This window comes from Microbacterium sp. P5_B6 (assembly GCF_056400345.1).
This window is the reverse complement of the sequence record NZ_JBFULL010000003.1, coordinates 28,335-45,438: the sequence shown is the minus strand read 5'-3', so window position 1 is coordinate 45,438 and position 17,104 is coordinate 28,335. Positions and strand designations below refer to the sequence as shown.

Here is a 17,104-nt window from a genome sequence, read left to right as displayed (position 1 = left end):
GGTCCGCGCATTGCTTCCGGTTCGCCGACAATGGGACGCGTGACGACGGATCCGGATGCCGAGGCCGGCCGCGCTCGCGCGTCGAGCGCCTCGATCGCCGAGGTGCAGGAGCGCTACGGCCGGTTCGCCCGCGAGGAGGCGCCGGGGCGGTCGGCACTCTACGAGGAGTGGGCGGGTGGCATCTCGGCCGACGCCGGCACCGCGGCGATCCTGGCGCGCATCCCCGCGACGCGACGACAGCCGCCGCTGGTGTTCGCGGTGACGCGCCTGCTCGGCGCGCCGCTCGCACCCTTCGCCGAATGGGCATCGTGGCTCGCCGCTCACTCCGATGTGGTCGTCGCCGAGAGCGCACGGCACGGTCTCCAGACCAACGAGCCGCTGCGCTGCGCGGCGCTGCTGCCCGCGCTCAGCACGATCGACGGTCCGCTCGCGCTGCTCGAGATCGGCGCCAGTGCCGGGCTGTGCCTGTTCCCCGACCGCTACTCCTACCGCTTCACGGGGGAGCGGGATGCCGCGCTCGACCCCGCCGATGGTATTTCGAGCGTGATCCTCGAGAGCGAGCTGCGGGGTCCGTGGGCGAGCGAGACGCCGCTGCGGATGCCCGACATCGTGTGGAGGGCCGGCATCGACCTGGCACCCCTCGACGCCCGTGACGACTCCGACAGGAGATTCCTCACGACTCTCGTCTGGCCCGGCGAAGAGGGCAGGGCGCAGCGCATCGAGGCGGCGCTCGCCGTGGTCGCTGCGGACCCGCCGCAGATCATGCGGGGGGATGCGGCGGATCCGGCGGTGCTGGCGGCGATGATCGAGCGAGCGCCGCGCGACGCCACGCTGGTGATCACGACGCCCGGAGTCCTTCCGCACCTGCCGCGCGCCGATCGCGAAACCCTGATCTCGGCCCTGATCGCGGCGGACGCCGTGTGGATCACGATCGATCCTCCGGCACTCCATGAGGCATGGCATCCCCCGATCGACATTCCGTCGTGGGAGGGCTTCGTCCTCGCTCGTGACGCCTGCCCGCTCGCGGCCGTCGACCCGCTCGGGGCTTTCGTGGAGTGGCAACCGCAGGCGCCGCCGACCCGGGGCTAGCGTGAGCGGGTGCCCCTGACGGACCGCGACCGAGCCATCCTCGACTTCGAGGGCGAATGGCGCCGTCATGCGGGGGCGAAGGAAGAGGCGATCCGCGCCGATCTCGGCCTTTCCCCGGCGCGGTACTACCAGCTGCTCGGCCGGCTGATCGACACCGCTGACGCGCAGGCGCACGATCCCATGCTCGTCAAGCGCCTGCGCCGGCTGCGCGACGCGGCGCGCCAGGCACACGGGGCCCGGTCGGCCGCCGAGCCTCGGTGAACAGGCCGCCGGACCCCGACAGATAGCATTCTCTGGTGCCGAACTCGACCTTCCCACGGGATCGCTTCGACGAGATCCCGTCGGATTCGGGTCGAGTCGGCGCTCACCGAGCCGAGAATCCGCACATGCGCGGATGGGTCGTCTTCCTCTGGGCGGTGCTGGCGACCATCGTGCTGGTCACGGTCGGCATCTTCGGGACGCTGATCGTCTCGGGACGCATCGTGCTCGTGCCCGTCGCGACTGCGACTCCCACGCCCGTCGCCACCGTCGCGCCGGTCGTCGACACGAGCTACTCGGTCATCGTCCTCAACGCGACACCCGAACAGGGACTCGCCACGCAGACCAAGGATCTGATCGTCGAGGCCGGCTGGGCCGAGGATGCGGTCACCGCGGGCGGCGCCGGCGTCACCGACTTCGCCGACACGACCGTCTACTACGCCTTCCCGGAGGACGAGGCCGCAGCGCGGGGTCTGGCCGAGACGGTGCTCGGAGGGGCGAAGGTCGCGCAGAGCGACCAGTACCAGCCCGCCGACGACCCGGATACCGCGGATGTCGATGAGAGCGCTGCCAAACAGCTGGTCGTCGTCCTCGGCCTCGATCGCGCGAGCAGCCCGCCGAGCCCTTCCGCCACTCCCTGACACCCGCCGGGTGCCGGTGTTTCAGCCCGGTAAACACTTCGCGGCATGCGTGTCAACACTTCCTCCCAGGGCGTTTTCGCCCGGGAATCCGCCCATACGATGGCCGGGTACACAGCATCCCGGGAGTGATTCGAATGACGCAAGGCACTGTCAAGTGGTTCAACGCCGAGAAGGGCTTCGGCTTCATCACCGTTGCAGACGGCCAGGATGTCTTCGTCCATTACTCGAACATCGACATGTCGGGTTTCCGCGTCCTCGAAGAGGGACAGCGGGTCGAGTTCACGGTCGGAGCGGGTCAGAAGGGACCCCAGGCCGAATCGGTGCGCATCGTCGCCTGAGCGCACCAGGTGTTGACGTCTCTTGATGACGTCAGGGGTCGGTCGCGRCTTGCACTCCCTAGGGTCGAGTGCCAGAATGGATTAGCACTCGCTCTCAGTGAGTGCTAATAGACCACCGCCTACGTCCTGGAGGGACGACACACACATGGCAAAAATCATCGCTTTCGATGAGGAGGCCCGTCGCGGCCTCGAGCGCGGCCTGAACATCCTGGCCGACGCAGTCAAGGTGACGCTTGGCCCGCGCGGTCGCAACGTCGTGCTCGAGAAGAAGTGGGGCGCCCCCACGATCACGAACGACGGCGTCTCGATCGCCAAGGAGATCGAGCTCGACGACCCGTACGAGAAGATCGGCGCGGAGCTCGTCAAGGAGGTCGCCAAGAAGACCGACGACGTCGCCGGTGACGGTACGACGACCGCCACGGTCCTCGCTCAGGCGCTCGTCCGCGAGGGCCTTCGCAACGTCGCCGCCGGCGCAGACCCCATCTCGCTCAAGAAGGGCATCGAGAAGGCTGTCGCAGCCATCACCGCCGAGCTGCTCGCGAGCGCCAAGGAGGTCGAGTCCAAGGACCAGATCGCCGCGACCGCGTCCATCTCGGCTGCTGACCCCGAGATCGGCGCCCTGATCGCCGAGGCCATCGACAAGGTGGGCAAGGAAGGCGTCGTCACGGTCGAGGAGTCGCAGACCTTCGGCACCGAGCTCGAGCTCACCGAGGGCATGCGCTTCGACAAGGGGTACATCAACCCCTACTTCGTGACCGACCCGGAGCGCCAGGAGGCTGTCTTCGAGGACGCCTACATCCTGATCGCGAACCAGAAGATCTCGAACATCAAGGATCTGCTGCCGATCGTCGACAAGGTGATCCAGGACGGCAAGGAGCTCGTCATCATCGCCGAGGACGTCGAGGGCGAGGCGCTTGCGACTCTCGTGCTCAACAAGATCCGCGGCATCTTCAAGTCGGCCGCCGTCAAGGCTCCCGGCTTCGGCGACCGTCGCAAGGCGCAGCTGCAGGACATCGCGATCCTCACGGGTGGCCAGGTCATCACCGAGGAGGTCGGTCTCAAGCTCGAGAACGCCACCCTCGACCTGCTCGGCCGTGCCCGCAAGGTCATCATCACGAAGGACGAGACCACGATCATCGAGGGTGCCGGCGACTCGGCGCAGCTCGAGGGCCGCGTGACCCAGATCCGTCGTGAGATCGAGAACACCGACAGCGACTACGACCGCGAGAAGCTCCAGGAGCGTCTCGCCAAGCTCGCCGGCGGCGTCGCCGTCATCAAGGCGGGTGCCGCGACCGAGGTCGAGCTCAAGGAGCGCAAGCACCGCATCGAGGACGCCGTTCGCAACGCGAAGGCGGCCGTCGAGGAGGGCATCGTCCCCGGTGGTGGCGTGGCGCTCATCCAGGCCGGCAAGGTCGCGTTCGAGACCGAGGCCATCACCGGCCTGGTCGGCGACGAGGCGACGGGTGCGAACATCGTGCGCGTCGCGATCGAGGCACCGCTCAAGCAGATCGCGCTGAACGCGGGCCTCGAGCCCGGCGTCGTCGCGAACAAGGTTGCGGAGCTGCCCGTCGGACACGGCCTCAACGCCGCGACCGGCGAGTACGGCGACCTCTTCGCGCAGGGCATCATCGACCCGGCGAAGGTCACGCGCTCGGCACTGCAGAACGCAGCGTCGATCGCCGGCCTCTTCCTCACCACCGAGGTCGTCGTCGCCGACAAGCCCGAGAAGGTCGGCGCTCCCGCGGGCGACCCCACGGGTGGCATGGACTTCTGAGTCCTGACCCTCAGCAGAACGGGCCCCTCCTTCGGGAGGGGCCCGTTCTCTGTGTTCCGGAGAGTGTCTGCGCCGCCTGAGGGCCGGCCGCTGCTCAGCGGAACAGAGCGAGCGACGCCTGCTCGGCCTCGGCGTACTGGCGGCCCGCGACGGAGAGCGCCGCGTTGATGCCGGCGAGCGCGTCTTCGACCTGCCGCTGGGTCGCGCGCCACTGGTCGACCGTGCCCTGGAAGGCGACCGCGGCGGCGCCCGACCAGGCGGACTGCAGATGCGTGAGCTGGGCGAGCATGGACTGGGTCTCGCCCTGAATGCGCTCGATCGTGCCGCGGACCGAACCGGTCGCGGTGAAGACGGCGTCGCTGTCGACAGAGAAGACGGCCATGGGAACCTCCTGAGGTCGGGGGAGTGGGGACCGCTCACATTACGGAGGCAGCGCGCGGCATCCGCCCCCGCACCTCGCTGATGTGCAGGCGCTCCCGCCGCTCACCGCATGGGGAGGAGAAGGCTCAGCGGTCGCGACGCTGCCGTGCGATGGGCTGGGTGGGGATGCTCGCCCGCTCGGCGGCGATCGCCTCCATCGCCAGGGGCAGCTCGACCCGGAACGTCGCTCCGCCGCCCGGGGTGTCGAGAACCTCGATGCTCCCGTGCAGGGCCTCGACGATCGATGCGACGATCGACAGTCCCAGTCCCGTGCCGCCGGTCTCCCGCGCACGAGAGGTGTCGGCCCGCCAGAAGCGCTGGAAGATCTTGTCCTTGATCTGGTCGGGCACGCCGTCGCCGTGGTCGGCGATCTCGATCCAGCCCGTCTCGGACGCCGCCTCGATGCCGATCCGCAGTTCGATCGGCGTATCCTCCGCCGTGAACCTCCGCGCGTTGCCGAGCAGGTTCGCCACGACCTGGCGGATGCGGTTCTCATCGCCGAGGACGAGGGGCGGGGTGGCAGAGAGGTCGGCCGTCTCACCCAGGTCGACGGGAGCCACAGGGGGCGTCTCGCCGGCTGTCTGCGCCTGCACGGCGGGAACGGGCTTCGGTCGCCGCCGCAGCAGCGAGAGAGTGCCGCTGGGACGTCCGCGCGCCGCGGGGTTGGCGCCGCCACGGCGGCCTTTCGGCGTTTCGGGCTCCGGGGTGGCGGACGCTTCGTGGAAGGCGGCCTTGGCGGCCACTCCGAGAGTCGTGGTCAGGGTGGTGTCGATCACCGAGATAGGACGGACAGGGGATGCCGCGCGCACGTCCATCGCCGCATCCCGTGCGATGGGGCGGAGGTCGACGGGAGCGATGACCACGTCCCGCCGCTCGTCGAGTCTGGCCAGGGCCAGCAGGTCCTCGACGAGCAGGCCCATGCGCTTCGCCTCGCTCTCGATGCGGTCCATGGCCTGGGCGATGTCGTCGTCGCCCTCGATGGCGCCCATGCGGTACAGCTCGGCGTAGCCCCGCACCGTCACGAGGGGAGTGCGCAGCTCGTGGCTGGCATCGCCGATGAAGCGGCGCATCTGCCGCACGGTCGCGTCGCGCTGCGAGATCGCGCCGTCCACGCGGTCCATCATCGTGTTGATCGCGGTCTTGAGCCGGCCCACCTCAGTGGTCGTCGGCTCGATGCTCGTCATGCGCTGGCTGAAGTCGCCCGCTGCGATCGTCATGGCAGTGGACTCGACCTGCCCGAGGCTGCGGAAGGTCAGAGTCACCAGCCAGCGCGTGAGGAGCGCGCCCGCGATGATCGTGATGAGGGCCAGGATGCTGTAGATCCCGAGGTAGGTCGTCACGACGCGGTTGATCGGCGCGATCGGAACCGCGACCATCTGCGTGTACAGAGCGCTTGCGCCCGCCGGCTGGAAGACGTCCGTGCTCGCATGGAAGACCGAACGGTCGTCTTCACCGGGGATCTCGGTGGGGGTGAGCGGGCGCTCCTGTGCCCGCTGCAGGGTCATGGTCTCCGGGAAGGCCGGCTGAGGGGCGTCCTTGTCGCCGCCGGCGGTGATCTTGAGGTCGCCCTCCGGGCCGTAGATCGCCACGAAGTAATCGGTCGCGGCATCCGGCTTGACCGAGAACTGCGCCTCGCCGCCGATGATCTCGGTCTGGATGAGCGCGTTCACCGCGACGTCCGTCGACGTCAGCTGCACCAGCTGCTCATCGAGGCTGACGATCAGGGCGTTGCGCAGGAACGCCATCGTGCCGATGCCCGCGGCGACGAGCCCCACGACGAGCAGTGCCACGGTGACTCCCGTGACCTTCGCGCGCAGGCTGATGCCGCGCCACCAGCGCGTGACCGAATCGGACTTCTTCGCCAGGGCGTTCGCCTTCCCGCGGCCGCCGTCAGGCGGTCTTGCCCGCCTTCAGCATGTAGCCGAAGCCGCGCTTGGTCTGGATGAGGGCCTCCGTGGAGTGCGGATCGATCTTGCGGCGCAAGTACGAGATGTAGCTCTCGACGATGCCGGCATCCCCGTTGAAGTCGTACTCCCAGACGTGGTCGAGGATCTGCGCCTTCGACAGCACCCGGTTGGGATTGAGCATGAGGTAGCGGAGGAGCTTGAACTCGGTGGGGCTGAGGTCGATCGAGACGTCACCCACGACGACGTCGTGGGTGTCCTGGTCCATCGTGAGCTCGCCCGCCCGGATGACAGACTCCTCGTCGGCCTGCATCGTGCGACGCAGGATCGCGGCGATGCGCGCGACGATCTCATCGAGCGAGAAGGGCTTGGTGACGTAGTCGTCCCCGCCGGCGTTCAGCCCGGTGATCTTGTCCTCGGTCTCGTCCTTCGCTGTGAGGAAGAGGATGGGAGCGGTGTAGCCGGCCCCGCGGAGGCGTTTGGTGACGCTGAACCCGTTCATGTCGGGGAGCATCACGTCGAGGATGATGAGGTCGGGCTCTTCCTCGAGGACGGCCGAGATCGTCTGGGCTCCGTTGGAGACGGYCCTGACCTGATACCCCGCGAAGCGGAGGCTCGTGATGAGCAGGTCCCGGATGTTGGGCTCATCGTCGACGACGAGGATACGTGCTGCGGTCATGCCCTCATTATGGCCAGGGAATCGATGTGGTGTCGGGATATCGCGCCGGGGTGCGTCGCACGGGCGCCGAATATCCACTCGGGTCGGGCCGGCGCGCGGTCAGGCCGCGATCTGCTCCGCGTCCAGGATCGTGTAGCTGTAGCCCTGCTCGGCGAGGAAGCGCTGGCGGTTCTGCGCGAAGTCCTGGTCGACGGTGTCGCGGGCGATGAGGGTGTAGAAGCTCGCCGTGTTGGCCGACTGCTTGGGCCGCAGCAGGCGTCCGAGGCGCTGTGCCTCCTCCTGCCGGGACCCGAAGGAGCCGGATACCTGGATGGCGACAGACGCCTCGGGCAGGTCGATCGAGAAGTTCGCGACCTTCGACACGACCAGCACCTCGATCTCGCCGACGCGGAACGCCTGGTAGAGCACCTCGCGCTCGTCGACGGGTGTGGATCCGGTGATCTTGGGTGCCCCCAGCGCTTCGGCGAGCACGTCGATCTGGTCGAGGTACTGGCCGATGACGAGGATGCGCTCGCCCGCGTGCCGTTCGACGAGGTCGCGCACGACCCGGATCTTCGCGGATGCGGTCGCCGCGAGGCGGTACCGATCCTCGTCGGCGGCGGCGGCGTACTCGAGACGGTCGCCCGCGGGCAGGTCGACGCGCACTTCGTAGCAGGCTGCGGGGGAGATGAAGCCCTGGGCCTCGATCTCCTTCCAGGGCGCGTCGAACCGCTTGGGGCCGATGAGGCTGAAGACGTCGCCTTCGCGGCCGTCCTCACGGACCAGGGTCGCGGTGAGGCCCAGGCGGCGGCGCGCCTGCAGATCCGCGGTCAGCTTGAAGACGGGGGCGGGCAGCAGGTGCACCTCGTCGTAGACGATGAGGCCCCAGTCGAGAGCATCGAGCAGGGCGAGGTGGGCGTACTCGCCCTTTCGCTTCGCCGTGAGGATCTGGTAGGTCGCGATCGTGACGGGCCTGACCTCCTTGGCCTGACCGGAGTACTCGCCGATCTCCTCCGGCGTGAGCGTCGTGCGCTTGAGCAGCTCGTCGCGCCACTGGCGGGCGCTGACCGTGTTGGTCACGAGGATCAGCGTCGTCGTCTTGGTGTCGGCCATCGCCGCCGCACCGACGAGCGTCTTGCCGGCGCCGCAGGGGAGCACCACCACACCCGACCCGCCGTCGTTGAACTTGTCGACGGCCTCGCGCTGGTAGGGCCGCAGCGTCCAGTCCGCCTCGGCGAGATCGATCGGATGCGGCGTGCCCGGCGTGTAGCCGGCGAGATCCTCGGCCGGCCAGCCGATCTTGAGGAGCTCCTGCTTGATGTGCCCGCGCGCCCAGGCATCGACCTGGAAGGTGTCGGGGGAGGGGCGGCCGATGAGCAGCGGCTGGATGCGCTTGTTCTTCGAGACCTCGGTCAGTACCGCGGCATCCGTCGATCGAAGGACGAGACCGCCGTCCGCGTCGCGTTCGATGACGAGGCGGCCGTATCGGCCGACGGTCTCGCGGATGTCGATCGAGACCGACGGGGGGACCGGGAAGCGGGTCCATCGGTCGAGCGTCGCGAGCATGTCGTCGGCGTCGTGGCCGGCGGCGCGCGCGTTCCACAGTCCGAGGCGGGTGATGCGGTACGTATGGATGTGCTCCGGCGCACGTTCGAGCTCGGCGAAGATCGCGAGTTCGTGCCGCGCGCTCTCGGCGTCCGGATGGGCTACTTCCAGCAGCACCGTCCGGTCGCTCTGCACGATGAGAGGGCCGTCAGCCATAGGGATCGAGTCTACCGGGCCCCACTGGATCTAAGCTTCCGCGACCGGGCTCAGGCGGGACGGACGCTGACGATGCTGGAGACCGGCAGGGTGCGCTCGATGTCGGCGGCGCGGTCGCGCCCGCGCAGCCGGCCGCCGCCGAGGCCCGTGGCCTCGAGGGTGAAGGAGCGCTCTGATCCGTCCGGCAGTCGCACCATCACGTCGATGACCGACCGGGAGCGCACAGCCTGCTCGAGCTCGCGACCGAGCCATGCGGCATCCGAATCGGTCGCATGCGTCTCGCGGAGCCGCGCGATCAGCGGGGCGAACGAGTGTCGTGCCTCAGGCGCCTGCCCGGAGCGCGCGGCACGACGCCGCACGGCGGGAGCGGCGACGCCGTCTTCGTCGACGGCGACGACCGGGTAGCGCGCATCGGCGAGCGACCAGTAGACGACGTCGCGCGCCGCTCGGGAGACGAGCGTATCCCCGTCTCGGACGAACCCCAGTGGACGCAGCGCCTGATCGACGGCGATCGAGCTGAGGACGCTCGACTCCCCGCTCTCGACCACCGTGTCACCGTATGCGCCGGTGCGGACGCGGACGAGGCCGTGGCGGGCAGCGGTGCTGGTGATGAGGTACTCCAGCGGCTGGGGGATGCCGGTGAGCGAGAGCCGTGAGAGGAAATCCCGCAGCGACTCGGCCGTCTCGCCCTCGGTCATTCCGGCGACCAGCGACCCCGCCGTGAACCGGTAGGTGGACGCCTGTGCCCGAGATTCCCTCACCGCGATGCGACGGAGGCGAAGGTCGAGCGCCGGCGCGAGCGGGCCCGGCGCGATGGCGGTCAAGTCTGCCTGCAGGTAGATGCGGTCGATCTCGGCGGGGAAGAGCGCGGAGAGGCCCTGCGCGTCGGCGGGTCCGCCCTCACGCAGCGATCGCGCCCACGCCGGCTCGGTGCCTTCGGGCGACACGAGACCCCACCGTTCGGCCAGCCGCCGGGTCCTCGCGGCCACCACGGGCCATTCGGGGTCGAGCGGATACCGGTCGGGCCACGACGCGGGGGCGAGGTAGCCGCCTCCGGGCGTGCGGAGGCCGGGGCGCAGGGCCGCCCGGAAGCCCTCCACCACGATCGCCCAGCGCCGGATCGTCGTCGCCTGGAGCCAGGCCTCGGCGGTCTCGCTCACGGTCCATTCGCGGTCGGTGGCCTCGAGCAGACCGGCGGCGGCCCCGATCACGACGAGGTCGTCGAGGTCCTCCGTCGAGGCGATGGCTCCGGCATCCGTCAGCCGCTTGCGATCGACAGCGCTCACCGGGCCCGCTCCGGTGCGCGAGAGCGATGTGTGCTGGGTCGCGATCAGAAGGTCGGCGAGGGCGCCGGTCGAGGCGAAGGCGCGTTCAGCGGCAGCAGCGGATGCCGCCGGGTCAGCAGGCTGCGGATCGGTCGGCGCGGGGCCGGCCGAGAGTGCTTCCGGGGCGTTCGTCCGGACCACCGCCACGCGCTCGGCCACGGCGACATACGGCTCGCCGGATCCATCGACCAGCGCCAGCCGTTCCAGAGCCGCAGGGGCTTCGTCGGTCTTGCCGCCTGCCAGCGCAGCCAGAGCAGGCCGCGGGAGGCGGGTGATCGCGCGGTCGATCGATGCGGGGTCGAGGAGGGCGTCGGCGGCGTCGAAGAAGTCGCTCCACGTCACCGACGCCGACACCGAGCGCAGCGCGAACGTCTGCGCCAGCGCCGCGTCGTCGCGGTTCGCCAGCCACGTTGCGAGCGCGCGCTCGTCGGTGGTCATGGTCGAGGCCTACGCCCCTTTGCCGGCGCGCGACCGTCGCACGAAGCTCATGATGAGCAGCACGACGATCATCACGAAGGCGATCGGCAGGGCGACGAGCGGCAGCACGACGACGAGGGGCCACAGTCCCTCGCTGAAGTCCTTGATGCCCAGGGGCTTCGCGAGGATCACGGCGAAGAAGCACACGATCGAGAGGGCCGTCAGTCCGAGCGCCATGTAGGCGAGGATCCGATCGATGCGACGGACGGGAAGCTCGGGACCGTCATTGCGCGTGCTCATCGGCCTCAGCCTAGTCGGTGCCGGTCGTGCCGTAGGCTTGTCACAGGGCCTTCCGGTCCGCCATCCGTCATGCCCGCCGAGCGCGGGCTCTTCCACAGTGAGGTCATTCCATGCCCACCGGCAAGGTCAGGTTCTACGACGAGGAGAAGGGGTTCGGCTTCATCACCAGCGATGACGGCCAGGACGTCTTCCTGCACGCCACTGCCCTTCCTGCAGGCACGCCCGCACCCAAGGCAGGCACCCGCCTCGAGTTCGGCGTGGCCGACGGCAAGCGCGGGCTTCAGGCGCTCTCGGTCCGTGTGCTCGAGGCTCCTGTCAGCCTTGCCAAGCGCGCACGCAAGCCCGCCGATGACATGGCGATCATCGTGGAAGACCTCGTGAAGGTGCTCGACAGCATCGGCGGCGATCTGCGCCGCGGGCGCTACCCGAGCGGCGCGCACTCCAAGAAGGTCGCCGCCGTCCTCCGCAAGGTCGCCGATGAGCTGGACGACTGATCCGGGCGACTCGCCCGCCGGCGACGTCGACCCTGCCGTCCTTGACGAGCCGGATTCCGTCGAGCCTCCCGTAGGCGCCCATGACGCTGTGACCGAGGCTTCGGTCGACGGCGAGTCGAGTGTGCCCTTCGAAGGGGCGGGGACGGATGCCGAGTCCGCCGACGCTGCGGAAGCAGGGGATGCGGCTGAGGCMGGCGGTGCTGAGGCGGGGGACGCTCGTGAGGCCGACGAGGCGCCGTTCGATGCTGAGGCTGAGGCTGAGGATGACGCCCATGAGGTCGTCGAACCGCCGCGCGAGCCGGACGAGCTCCTGCTCGCTGCGCACGACGTCGCACTCGCCGCGCTCCGCGAGGTCACACCCGAGGCCACCGTCGGGGCCCCCGCGGGGTACACGCTCGAAGACAGCGGAGTCGTCTCGCTGCTGTTCGAGAACCGGATGGCCGGCTACCCCGGCTGGTTCTGGACCGTGAGCCTCGCGCGCGTCGACGATGGTGAGCCGAGCGTGCTCGAGCTCGAGCTGCTTCCCGGCGACGACGCCCTCCTGGCACCCGAATGGGTGCCGTGGGCCGTGCGACTCGCGGACTATCAGGCGGCACAAGTGGCGCTCCGCGAAGCCGGCGAGGTCGACGGTGGAGAAGAAGACCTGGATGACTCCGACGACGACGGGCTCGACCTGGACGATCTCGACGACCTCGACGCTGCCGACTTCGACCGTGACGGCTCGCCGATCCTCCACGCCGGCGATGTCGACGGCGTCGACATCGATGAACTGGCCGAGGCCGGCGCCGACACGGACGATGACTTCGACGACGACTCGGACGAGGATGAGTCCGATGTCGACGATTCGGACTTCGCGGACGACGCTGACGAGGACGAGGTCGACTCCGAAGCCGACGACGACTCCGACGACGACTCCGACGAGGACGACTCCGACGACGATTCCGACGAGGACGACTCCGAATCCGACGACGACGACTCCGACCACGACGACGATTCCGCGGATGAGGACGAGGCCGTCCACGGATACCGGTTCGACAGCGAGCGCGACCAGAACTGACGGCTTGCCTGCGCGGCCGTGCAGAGCCCTGCGCTCCCGCTCAACACTCTGCGGGTAGGAGGGCGGCGGCCCGTTACGGGTTCGCACCTGTAGACCGATCCCGCCCAGGACCGTGAGACCTCGGCTGCTGAGGAACCCTCCGCAGCCGAGGCGGGATCTCAGCCCAGACGCTCCACGGTGTAGTCGATGCAGCGGATCAGCTGACGGACGTCGTCGGGATCAATCGAGACAAACGTTGCGACCCGCAGCTGGTTGCGACCGAGCTTGCGGTACGGCTCGGTGTCGACGATGCCGTTGGCACGCAGGCTCTTCGCCACGGCAGCGGCATCCACCGTCTCGTCGAAGTCGATCGTGACGACAACGGGGGAGCGGTCAGCCGGATCGGCGACGAAGGGGGTGGCAAAGGCAGACGCCTCAGCCCAGTCGTACAGGGCCTGGGACGACTCGTGCGTGCGGGCATCGGCCCACTGCAGGCCGCCGCTCGCGGTGATCCAGTCGATCTGCGTCTGCAGCAGCACGAGCGTCGTGATCGCGGGGGTGTTGAGCGTCTGGTTGAGACGCGAGTTGTCGACGGCGTTCTTGAGGCTGAGGAATTCGGGGATGTAGCGGCCCGAGGCCGCGATCCGCTCGATCCGCTCGATGGCGGCCGGTGACACCGCGGCGAACCACAGGCCACCGTCGGAGCCGAGGTTCTTCTGCGGCGCGAAGTAGTAGACGTCGGTCTCGCCGATCGAGAAGTCGATGCCGGCGGCTGCGCTCGTCGCGTCGATGACGGTGAGCGCACCGGCATCCCCCGCAACCCGGTGGATCGGGGCGGAGACCCCTGTCGAGGTCTCGTTGTGCGGCCAGGCGTAGACGTCGACGCCCTCGACCGCTTCGGCAATCGTGCGCGTTCCCGCAGAAACCTCACGGATGTCGGGCGCCTCGAGCCAGGGAGCCTTCGCGGCAGAGCCGAACTTGCCGCCGAACTCGCCGAAGACGAGGTTCTGGCTGCGCTTCTCGATCAGGCCGAAGGCGGCGGCATCCCAGAACGCGGTCGAACCGCCGTTGCCGAGGATGATCTCGTAGCCGTTCGGGAGGCGGAACAGGTCGCTGAGTCCGGCGCGCACGCGGCCCACGAGATCCTTCACCGGTGCCTGCCGATGCGAGGTGCCGAGAAGCGCCGCGGTCGCACCGGTCAGAGCCTCGATCTGGGCGGGGCGGACCTTGGACGGACCGCAGCCGAAGCGTCCGTCGGCGGGCAGGATTTCGCGAGGCAGAAGGACGTGGGACATGGCTCCGATTCTACGGTTGCCGTCACGGCGGCCCCGCCCGTGTGACGACGCCGGGCCCCCACCCCCATTGATAGGCTGGGGAGCCTGCCCACGCGTCGGAGGATGCCTGAATGACCGATCTGATCGACACGACGGAGATGTATCTGCGCACCGTCCTCGAACTCGAGGAAGAGGGCATCGTCCCCCTGCGTGCGCGCATCTCCGAGCGCCTGGGCCACTCGGGTCCCACGGTGTCGCAGACGGTGGGGCGCATGGAGCGCGACGGCCTCGTCATCGTGTCCGACGACCGATCGCTCGAGCTCACCGGCTCGGGGCGGCAGAAGGCCGTCGACGTCATGCGCAAGCACCGCCTCGCGGAGCGGCTGCTGTCGGATGTCATCGGCCTCGATTGGGCGTACGTGCACGAAGAGGCGTGCCGCTGGGAGCACGTGATGAGCGAGCAGGTCGAGCGCCGGCTCGTCGAGCTGCTCGGGCATCCCACCGAATCGCCGTATGGCAACCCGATCCCCGGACTCGACCAGCTGGGCGATGTTCCCGCGAACAAGTTCGATCAGGGTGTCGTGGGGCTTGTCCGTCATCTCAACAAGGTCGGCGGCCCCGTCTCGGGGACCGTGCGCCGTCTCGCCGAGCCGGCACAGGTCGATCCCGAGCTGCTCCAGCAGCTCAAAGCGGCGGGCGTCATGCCCGGCGGCACCGGCTCGTTCCGCTACAGCGAGGGCTATGTGCTCGTCGAGATGGACGGCAGCGACGAAGCGCTCGAGCTGCCCGTCGAGGTCGCTGCGCACATCTTCCTCGTCGACGAACGGGCCTGAAACCGCTCCCAACGTGACATATTCGTTACCTTCGGGTAGCCTCGAAGAGTCCACCAGGCGAAAAGCCCGCCGACGGACCCCGTACGGATTGCCTCTCCGGCTCGTCGTCCGCGCGGTGAAACCTGCATCAAGTGCCCCGACACCCAATGCGGACGAGCCAGCGCCACGGCGCAGAGGCGCCGGAGGATAGTTTGGCTGAAGAGATCGAGACCCCTGTCGACGCACCGTCACAGGAGACCCCGACCGATGTTGTGAAGCGCAGTCGCGCTCGCGGCGCGGCAGCGCGACGCACCAAGCCGCGACGTCTCGCTCGGTCGACGGCAGCCCCGTCGGCTTCGACGCGACCCGCCCTCCGGCCTCTCCGCAGTCTGGTGATCCTCAGCATGGTCGTGGGGCTCATCGCGACAGTCGCGCTTCCCGCCTACGGCGCATGGCGCACCCCGGCGCAGGCAGCCGTGACGCTGCAGCAGGTGGCGGCTGAGGACGCGCAGTCTCTCGTCGTCGCATCGGACGCCACATCTGAAGCGCTCGACCGCGGCGGTTATTCCGCCACCACAGCCGAAGAGATCGAGAAGAAGCGGGCCGAAGAGGCCGCCGCGGCTCGTGCCCGCGAAGCGGCCGCAGCGGCGGCGGCAGCGGCAGCGGCCAGGCCGAAGTCCTCATCGCGGTCGGCGTACAGCATGAACCTGTCGATGACGGCTCCCGGCTCCGGAGAAGTGCGCTGGCCGGTCACCAACTTCACCTACAGCTCGATCAACCTCTTCCGTCCGCCGAACCGCCCGAACCACAACGGGTTCGACATGCTCGCCCCGGCCGGCACCCCGATCTTCGCCGCGGCCAGCGGTGTGGTCCGGATCTCGCAAGAGAGCTATGCGGGCTACGGCGTCGCCGTCACCATCGATTCGGTCGTCGGCGGTCAGCAGGTCTCCACTCTCTACGGTCACATGACCTATGGCAGCCGTCAGGTCGTCTCCGGTCAGTCCGTCTCGGCCGGCCAGGTCATCGGCGCGGTGGGCAGCACCGGCAGCTCCACGGCCAACCACCTCCACTTCGAGGTGCGCATCAACGGCGGGCTGGTCGACCCGCTCTCGTGGCTTCAGTCGAACGCCGGCTGATCCGTTCCCTCGCAGCGCACGGCGTCAGCTGACGCGACCGCCTCTGTCACCGGTTCCCCGACACGCCACGGGTCGTTCATGTCGCCTCGCGGCCCGCACCGTTTCGTCGTGCATTACCCTGAAACGTGACGCTCTGAGAAGCGGAGGGAACCCGATGGACGCCATGCCACGCATCCGAACCATGGACGCGCTCGGCCTGCTTGTCCTTCGGCATCATGGGATCGGATGCCGCGGCATGACCGCGGCGCCCAGGCGCTGTCTATAAGACAGCGCCTTTTTTCATGCCCTCCACCTCTTGCATCGTCGCGCAGGTCGAAACCCGAGAAGCCGTCCCGGGCCATTCGAGAGGATGTGGAATGCGCACTCTGGTGCTGAATGCGGGCTACGAGCCGCTCGCCATCGTGTCGTTCAAGAGGGCCATCGTGCTCGTCATGAACGACAAGGCAACCGTGATCGAGCACGTCGACGGAGACCCTGTCTGGGGTGCGAGACAGGCGGTGGATCGCCCGGCGGTCATTCTCCTGACGCGCTACGTGCGCGTTCCCGGAGGAAGAAGCATCCCGGTCACGCGCCGCGGAGTGCTGCGCCGTGACGGGCACCGTTGCGGCTACTGCGCAAAGTCGGCATCCACGATCGACCACATCCTGCCGCGTTCGCGAGGCGGCGCCGACACGTGGGAGAACCTCGTCGCGTGCTGCCTGCGCTGCAACAACATGAAGGGCGATCGAACGCCGCAGGAGATGGGGTGGGAGTTGCGATTCGCTCCGCGTCCTCCCCACGGTGCGCAGTGGACGGTGCGCGGCACCGACCGCACCGATCCTCGGTGGGAGCCGTACCTGGAGCTTGCTGCGTAAGACGTCGTGCCTCGTCGCTGTGATGGGATGGAGGGATGACCCGAGCCCTCCTCGTCATCGACATGCAGCGAGCCTTCGACGACCTCGACTTCTGGGGACCGACCGCGAACCCCGAGTGCCTGGCGAATGTCGCGGCGCTCCTCGATGCGTGGTCGGAATCGGGTGAGCCCGTGGTCGTCGTGCGACACGATTCGGTCTCTCCCGGGTCGCCGCTGAGCCCTGATGATCCGGGCAACGCGCTCGTCGACGCGGTCGCGGTGGTCGACCCCGCGCTCCTGGTGACCAAGAGCGTGAACTCCGCGTTCTACGGCGACCCGGATCTGCACCGGTGGCTGGGGGAGCGGGGGATCAGCGAGCTCGTGATCTGCGGCATCCAGACCAATATGTGCGTGGAGACGACGGCGCGCATGGCGGGGAACCTCGGGTACGACGTGACGGTCGCGCTCGATGCGACGCGCACCTTCGATCTGACGGCGGATGTCGCGGGCATCGGCACCGTGACCCGAACGGCTGAAGAGCTCATGGCCACGACCGCGCTGGTGCTGACGGGTGGCGGCTTCGCGCGCATCGCCACGACGGCCGAGGTCATCGCCGGCTGACGCCCGGCCCTCGG

General features: G+C 68.9%; 18 protein-coding genes. 11 read left to right on the top strand and 7 right to left on the bottom strand.

Annotation, left to right across the window (positions count from 1 at the left end):
- The first annotated feature begins 39 nt into the window (after positions 1 to 39).
- The 5 genes from AC1DP3_RS05110 (at position 40) to groL (ending at position 4,100) form a co-directional block, all read left to right on the top strand.
- Positions 40 to 1,089, top strand: a complete 1,050-nt coding sequence (locus tag AC1DP3_RS05110) for a DUF2332 family protein (RefSeq protein ID WP_477291956.1) — start codon at positions 40 to 42, stop codon at positions 1,087 to 1,089.
- 9 nt (positions 1,090 to 1,098) lie between these two features.
- Entirely contained in the window at positions 1,099 to 1,350 is a 252-nt protein-coding gene (locus AC1DP3_RS05105; RefSeq protein ID WP_477291954.1) for a DUF3263 domain-containing protein, read from the top strand.
- Positions 1,351 to 1,385: 35 nt separating this feature from the next.
- The gene (locus AC1DP3_RS05100) at positions 1,386 to 1,988 is read left to right on the top strand and encodes a LytR C-terminal domain-containing protein (RefSeq protein ID WP_477291952.1); all 603 of its coding nucleotides are present in this window, start codon (positions 1,386 to 1,388) and stop codon (positions 1,986 to 1,988) included.
- Between the two features lie 134 nt (positions 1,989 to 2,122).
- A complete protein-coding gene (locus tag AC1DP3_RS05095; RefSeq protein WP_477291950.1) occupies positions 2,123 to 2,326 on the top strand; it encodes a cold-shock protein in 204 nt (67 codons plus the stop codon).
- 145 nt (positions 2,327 to 2,471) lie between these two features.
- A complete protein-coding gene (gene groL / locus AC1DP3_RS05090; RefSeq protein WP_477291948.1) occupies positions 2,472 to 4,100 on the top strand; it encodes a chaperonin GroEL in 1,629 nt (542 codons plus the stop codon).
- A gap of 94 nt (positions 4,101 to 4,194) precedes the next feature.
- On the opposite strand, the gene AC1DP3_RS05085 is transcribed toward groL, so the two are convergent.
- The 6 genes from AC1DP3_RS05085 to AC1DP3_RS05060 form a co-directional block, all read right to left on the bottom strand.
- On the bottom strand, positions 4,195 to 4,482 hold the full coding sequence (locus tag AC1DP3_RS05085; RefSeq protein WP_477291946.1) for a WXG100 family type VII secretion target: 288 nt from the start codon (positions 4,480 to 4,482) through the stop codon (positions 4,195 to 4,197).
- 124 nt (positions 4,483 to 4,606) lie between these two features.
- A complete protein-coding gene (locus AC1DP3_RS05080; protein ID WP_477292341.1) occupies positions 4,607 to 6,265 on the bottom strand; it encodes a sensor histidine kinase in 1,659 nt (552 codons plus the stop codon).
- 145 nt (positions 6,266 to 6,410) lie between these two features.
- Complete coding sequence (locus AC1DP3_RS05075) at positions 6,411 to 7,103, bottom strand: response regulator transcription factor (RefSeq protein WP_477291944.1); 693 nt, start codon at positions 7,101 to 7,103, stop codon at positions 6,411 to 6,413.
- A 99-nt stretch (positions 7,104 to 7,202) separates the two neighbouring features.
- A complete protein-coding gene (locus tag AC1DP3_RS05070) occupies positions 7,203 to 8,843 on the bottom strand; it encodes a DNA repair helicase XPB (RefSeq protein ID WP_477291942.1) in 1,641 nt (546 codons plus the stop codon).
- Positions 8,844 to 8,893: 50 nt separating this feature from the next.
- Positions 8,894 to 10,606, bottom strand: a complete 1,713-nt coding sequence (locus AC1DP3_RS05065; protein ID WP_477291940.1) for a helicase-associated domain-containing protein — start codon at positions 10,604 to 10,606, stop codon at positions 8,894 to 8,896.
- Between the two features lie 9 nt (positions 10,607 to 10,615).
- Positions 10,616 to 10,885 (bottom strand): multidrug ABC transporter ATPase, encoded by a 270-nt coding sequence (locus tag AC1DP3_RS05060; protein ID WP_477291938.1) that lies wholly within the window; start codon positions 10,883 to 10,885, stop codon positions 10,616 to 10,618.
- 110 nt (positions 10,886 to 10,995) lie between these two features.
- On the opposite strand from AC1DP3_RS05060, the gene AC1DP3_RS05055 reads away from it, so the two are divergent.
- Positions 10,996 to 11,379, top strand: coding sequence for a cold-shock protein (locus AC1DP3_RS05055; protein WP_477291936.1), 384 nt, complete (start codon positions 10,996 to 10,998; stop codon positions 11,377 to 11,379).
- A complete protein-coding gene (locus tag AC1DP3_RS05050; protein ID WP_477291934.1) occupies positions 11,363 to 12,436 on the top strand; it encodes a DUF3027 domain-containing protein in 1,074 nt (357 codons plus the stop codon). Before AC1DP3_RS05055 ends, AC1DP3_RS05050 begins: the two co-directional genes overlap by 17 nt.
- Before the next feature lie 158 nt (positions 12,437 to 12,594).
- On the opposite strand, the gene serC is transcribed toward AC1DP3_RS05050, so the two are convergent.
- Positions 12,595 to 13,710 carry a phosphoserine transaminase gene (gene serC, locus AC1DP3_RS05045; protein WP_477291932.1) on the bottom strand — a complete coding sequence of 372 codons (1,116 nt, stop codon included), beginning with the start codon at positions 13,708 to 13,710 and terminating at the stop codon, positions 12,595 to 12,597.
- A 110-nt stretch (positions 13,711 to 13,820) separates the two neighbouring features.
- On the opposite strand from serC, the gene AC1DP3_RS05040 reads away from it, so the two are divergent.
- From AC1DP3_RS05040 to AC1DP3_RS05025, 4 genes are all read left to right on the top strand, one after another.
- Positions 13,821 to 14,522 (top strand): iron-dependent transcriptional repressor DtxR, encoded by a 702-nt coding sequence (locus AC1DP3_RS05040; protein WP_477291930.1) that lies wholly within the window; start codon positions 13,821 to 13,823, stop codon positions 14,520 to 14,522.
- Between the two features lie 371 nt (positions 14,523 to 14,893).
- Positions 14,894 to 15,637 (top strand): M23 family metallopeptidase, encoded by a 744-nt coding sequence (locus tag AC1DP3_RS05035; protein ID WP_477291928.1) that lies wholly within the window; start codon positions 14,894 to 14,896, stop codon positions 15,635 to 15,637.
- A gap of 356 nt (positions 15,638 to 15,993) precedes the next feature.
- On the top strand, positions 15,994 to 16,491 hold the full coding sequence (locus AC1DP3_RS05030; RefSeq protein ID WP_477291926.1) for an HNH endonuclease: 498 nt from the start codon (positions 15,994 to 15,996) through the stop codon (positions 16,489 to 16,491).
- Between the two features lie 35 nt (positions 16,492 to 16,526).
- Positions 16,527 to 17,090, top strand: coding sequence for a cysteine hydrolase family protein (locus AC1DP3_RS05025; protein WP_477291924.1), 564 nt, complete (start codon positions 16,527 to 16,529; stop codon positions 17,088 to 17,090).
- Positions 17,091 to 17,104 lie beyond the last annotated feature (14 nt).

Coding starts and splice junctions, on each gene's coding strand:
- AC1DP3_RS05060 (WP_477291938.1), bottom strand. CDS start 10,885: ATGAGCACGCGCAATGACGGTCCCGAGCTTCCCGTCCGTCGCATCGAT.
- serC (WP_477291932.1), bottom strand. CDS start 13,710: ATGTCCCACGTCCTTCTGCCTCGCGAAATCCTGCCCGCCGACGGACGC.
- AC1DP3_RS05040 (WP_477291930.1), top strand. CDS start 13,821: ATGACCGATCTGATCGACACGACGGAGATGTATCTGCGCACCGTCCTC.
- groL (WP_477291948.1), top strand. CDS start 2,472: ATGGCAAAAATCATCGCTTTCGATGAGGAGGCCCGTCGCGGCCTCGAG.
- AC1DP3_RS05065 (WP_477291940.1), bottom strand. CDS start 10,606: ATGACCACCGACGAGCGCGCGCTCGCAACGTGGCTGGCGAACCGCGAC.
- AC1DP3_RS05070 (WP_477291942.1), bottom strand. CDS start 8,843: ATGGCTGACGGCCCTCTCATCGTGCAGAGCGACCGGACGGTGCTGCTG.
- AC1DP3_RS05080 (WP_477292341.1), bottom strand. CDS start 6,265: ATGGCGTTCCTGCGCAACGCCCTGATCGTCAGCCTCGATGAGCAGCTG.
- AC1DP3_RS05055 (WP_477291936.1), top strand. CDS start 10,996: ATGCCCACCGGCAAGGTCAGGTTCTACGACGAGGAGAAGGGGTTCGGC.
- AC1DP3_RS05025 (WP_477291924.1), top strand. CDS start 16,527: ATGACCCGAGCCCTCCTCGTCATCGACATGCAGCGAGCCTTCGACGAC.
- AC1DP3_RS05085 (WP_477291946.1), bottom strand. CDS start 4,482: ATGGCCGTCTTCTCTGTCGACAGCGACGCCGTCTTCACCGCGACCGGT.
- AC1DP3_RS05030 (WP_477291926.1), top strand. CDS start 15,994: ATGCGCACTCTGGTGCTGAATGCGGGCTACGAGCCGCTCGCCATCGTG.
- AC1DP3_RS05095 (WP_477291950.1), top strand. CDS start 2,123: ATGACGCAAGGCACTGTCAAGTGGTTCAACGCCGAGAAGGGCTTCGGC.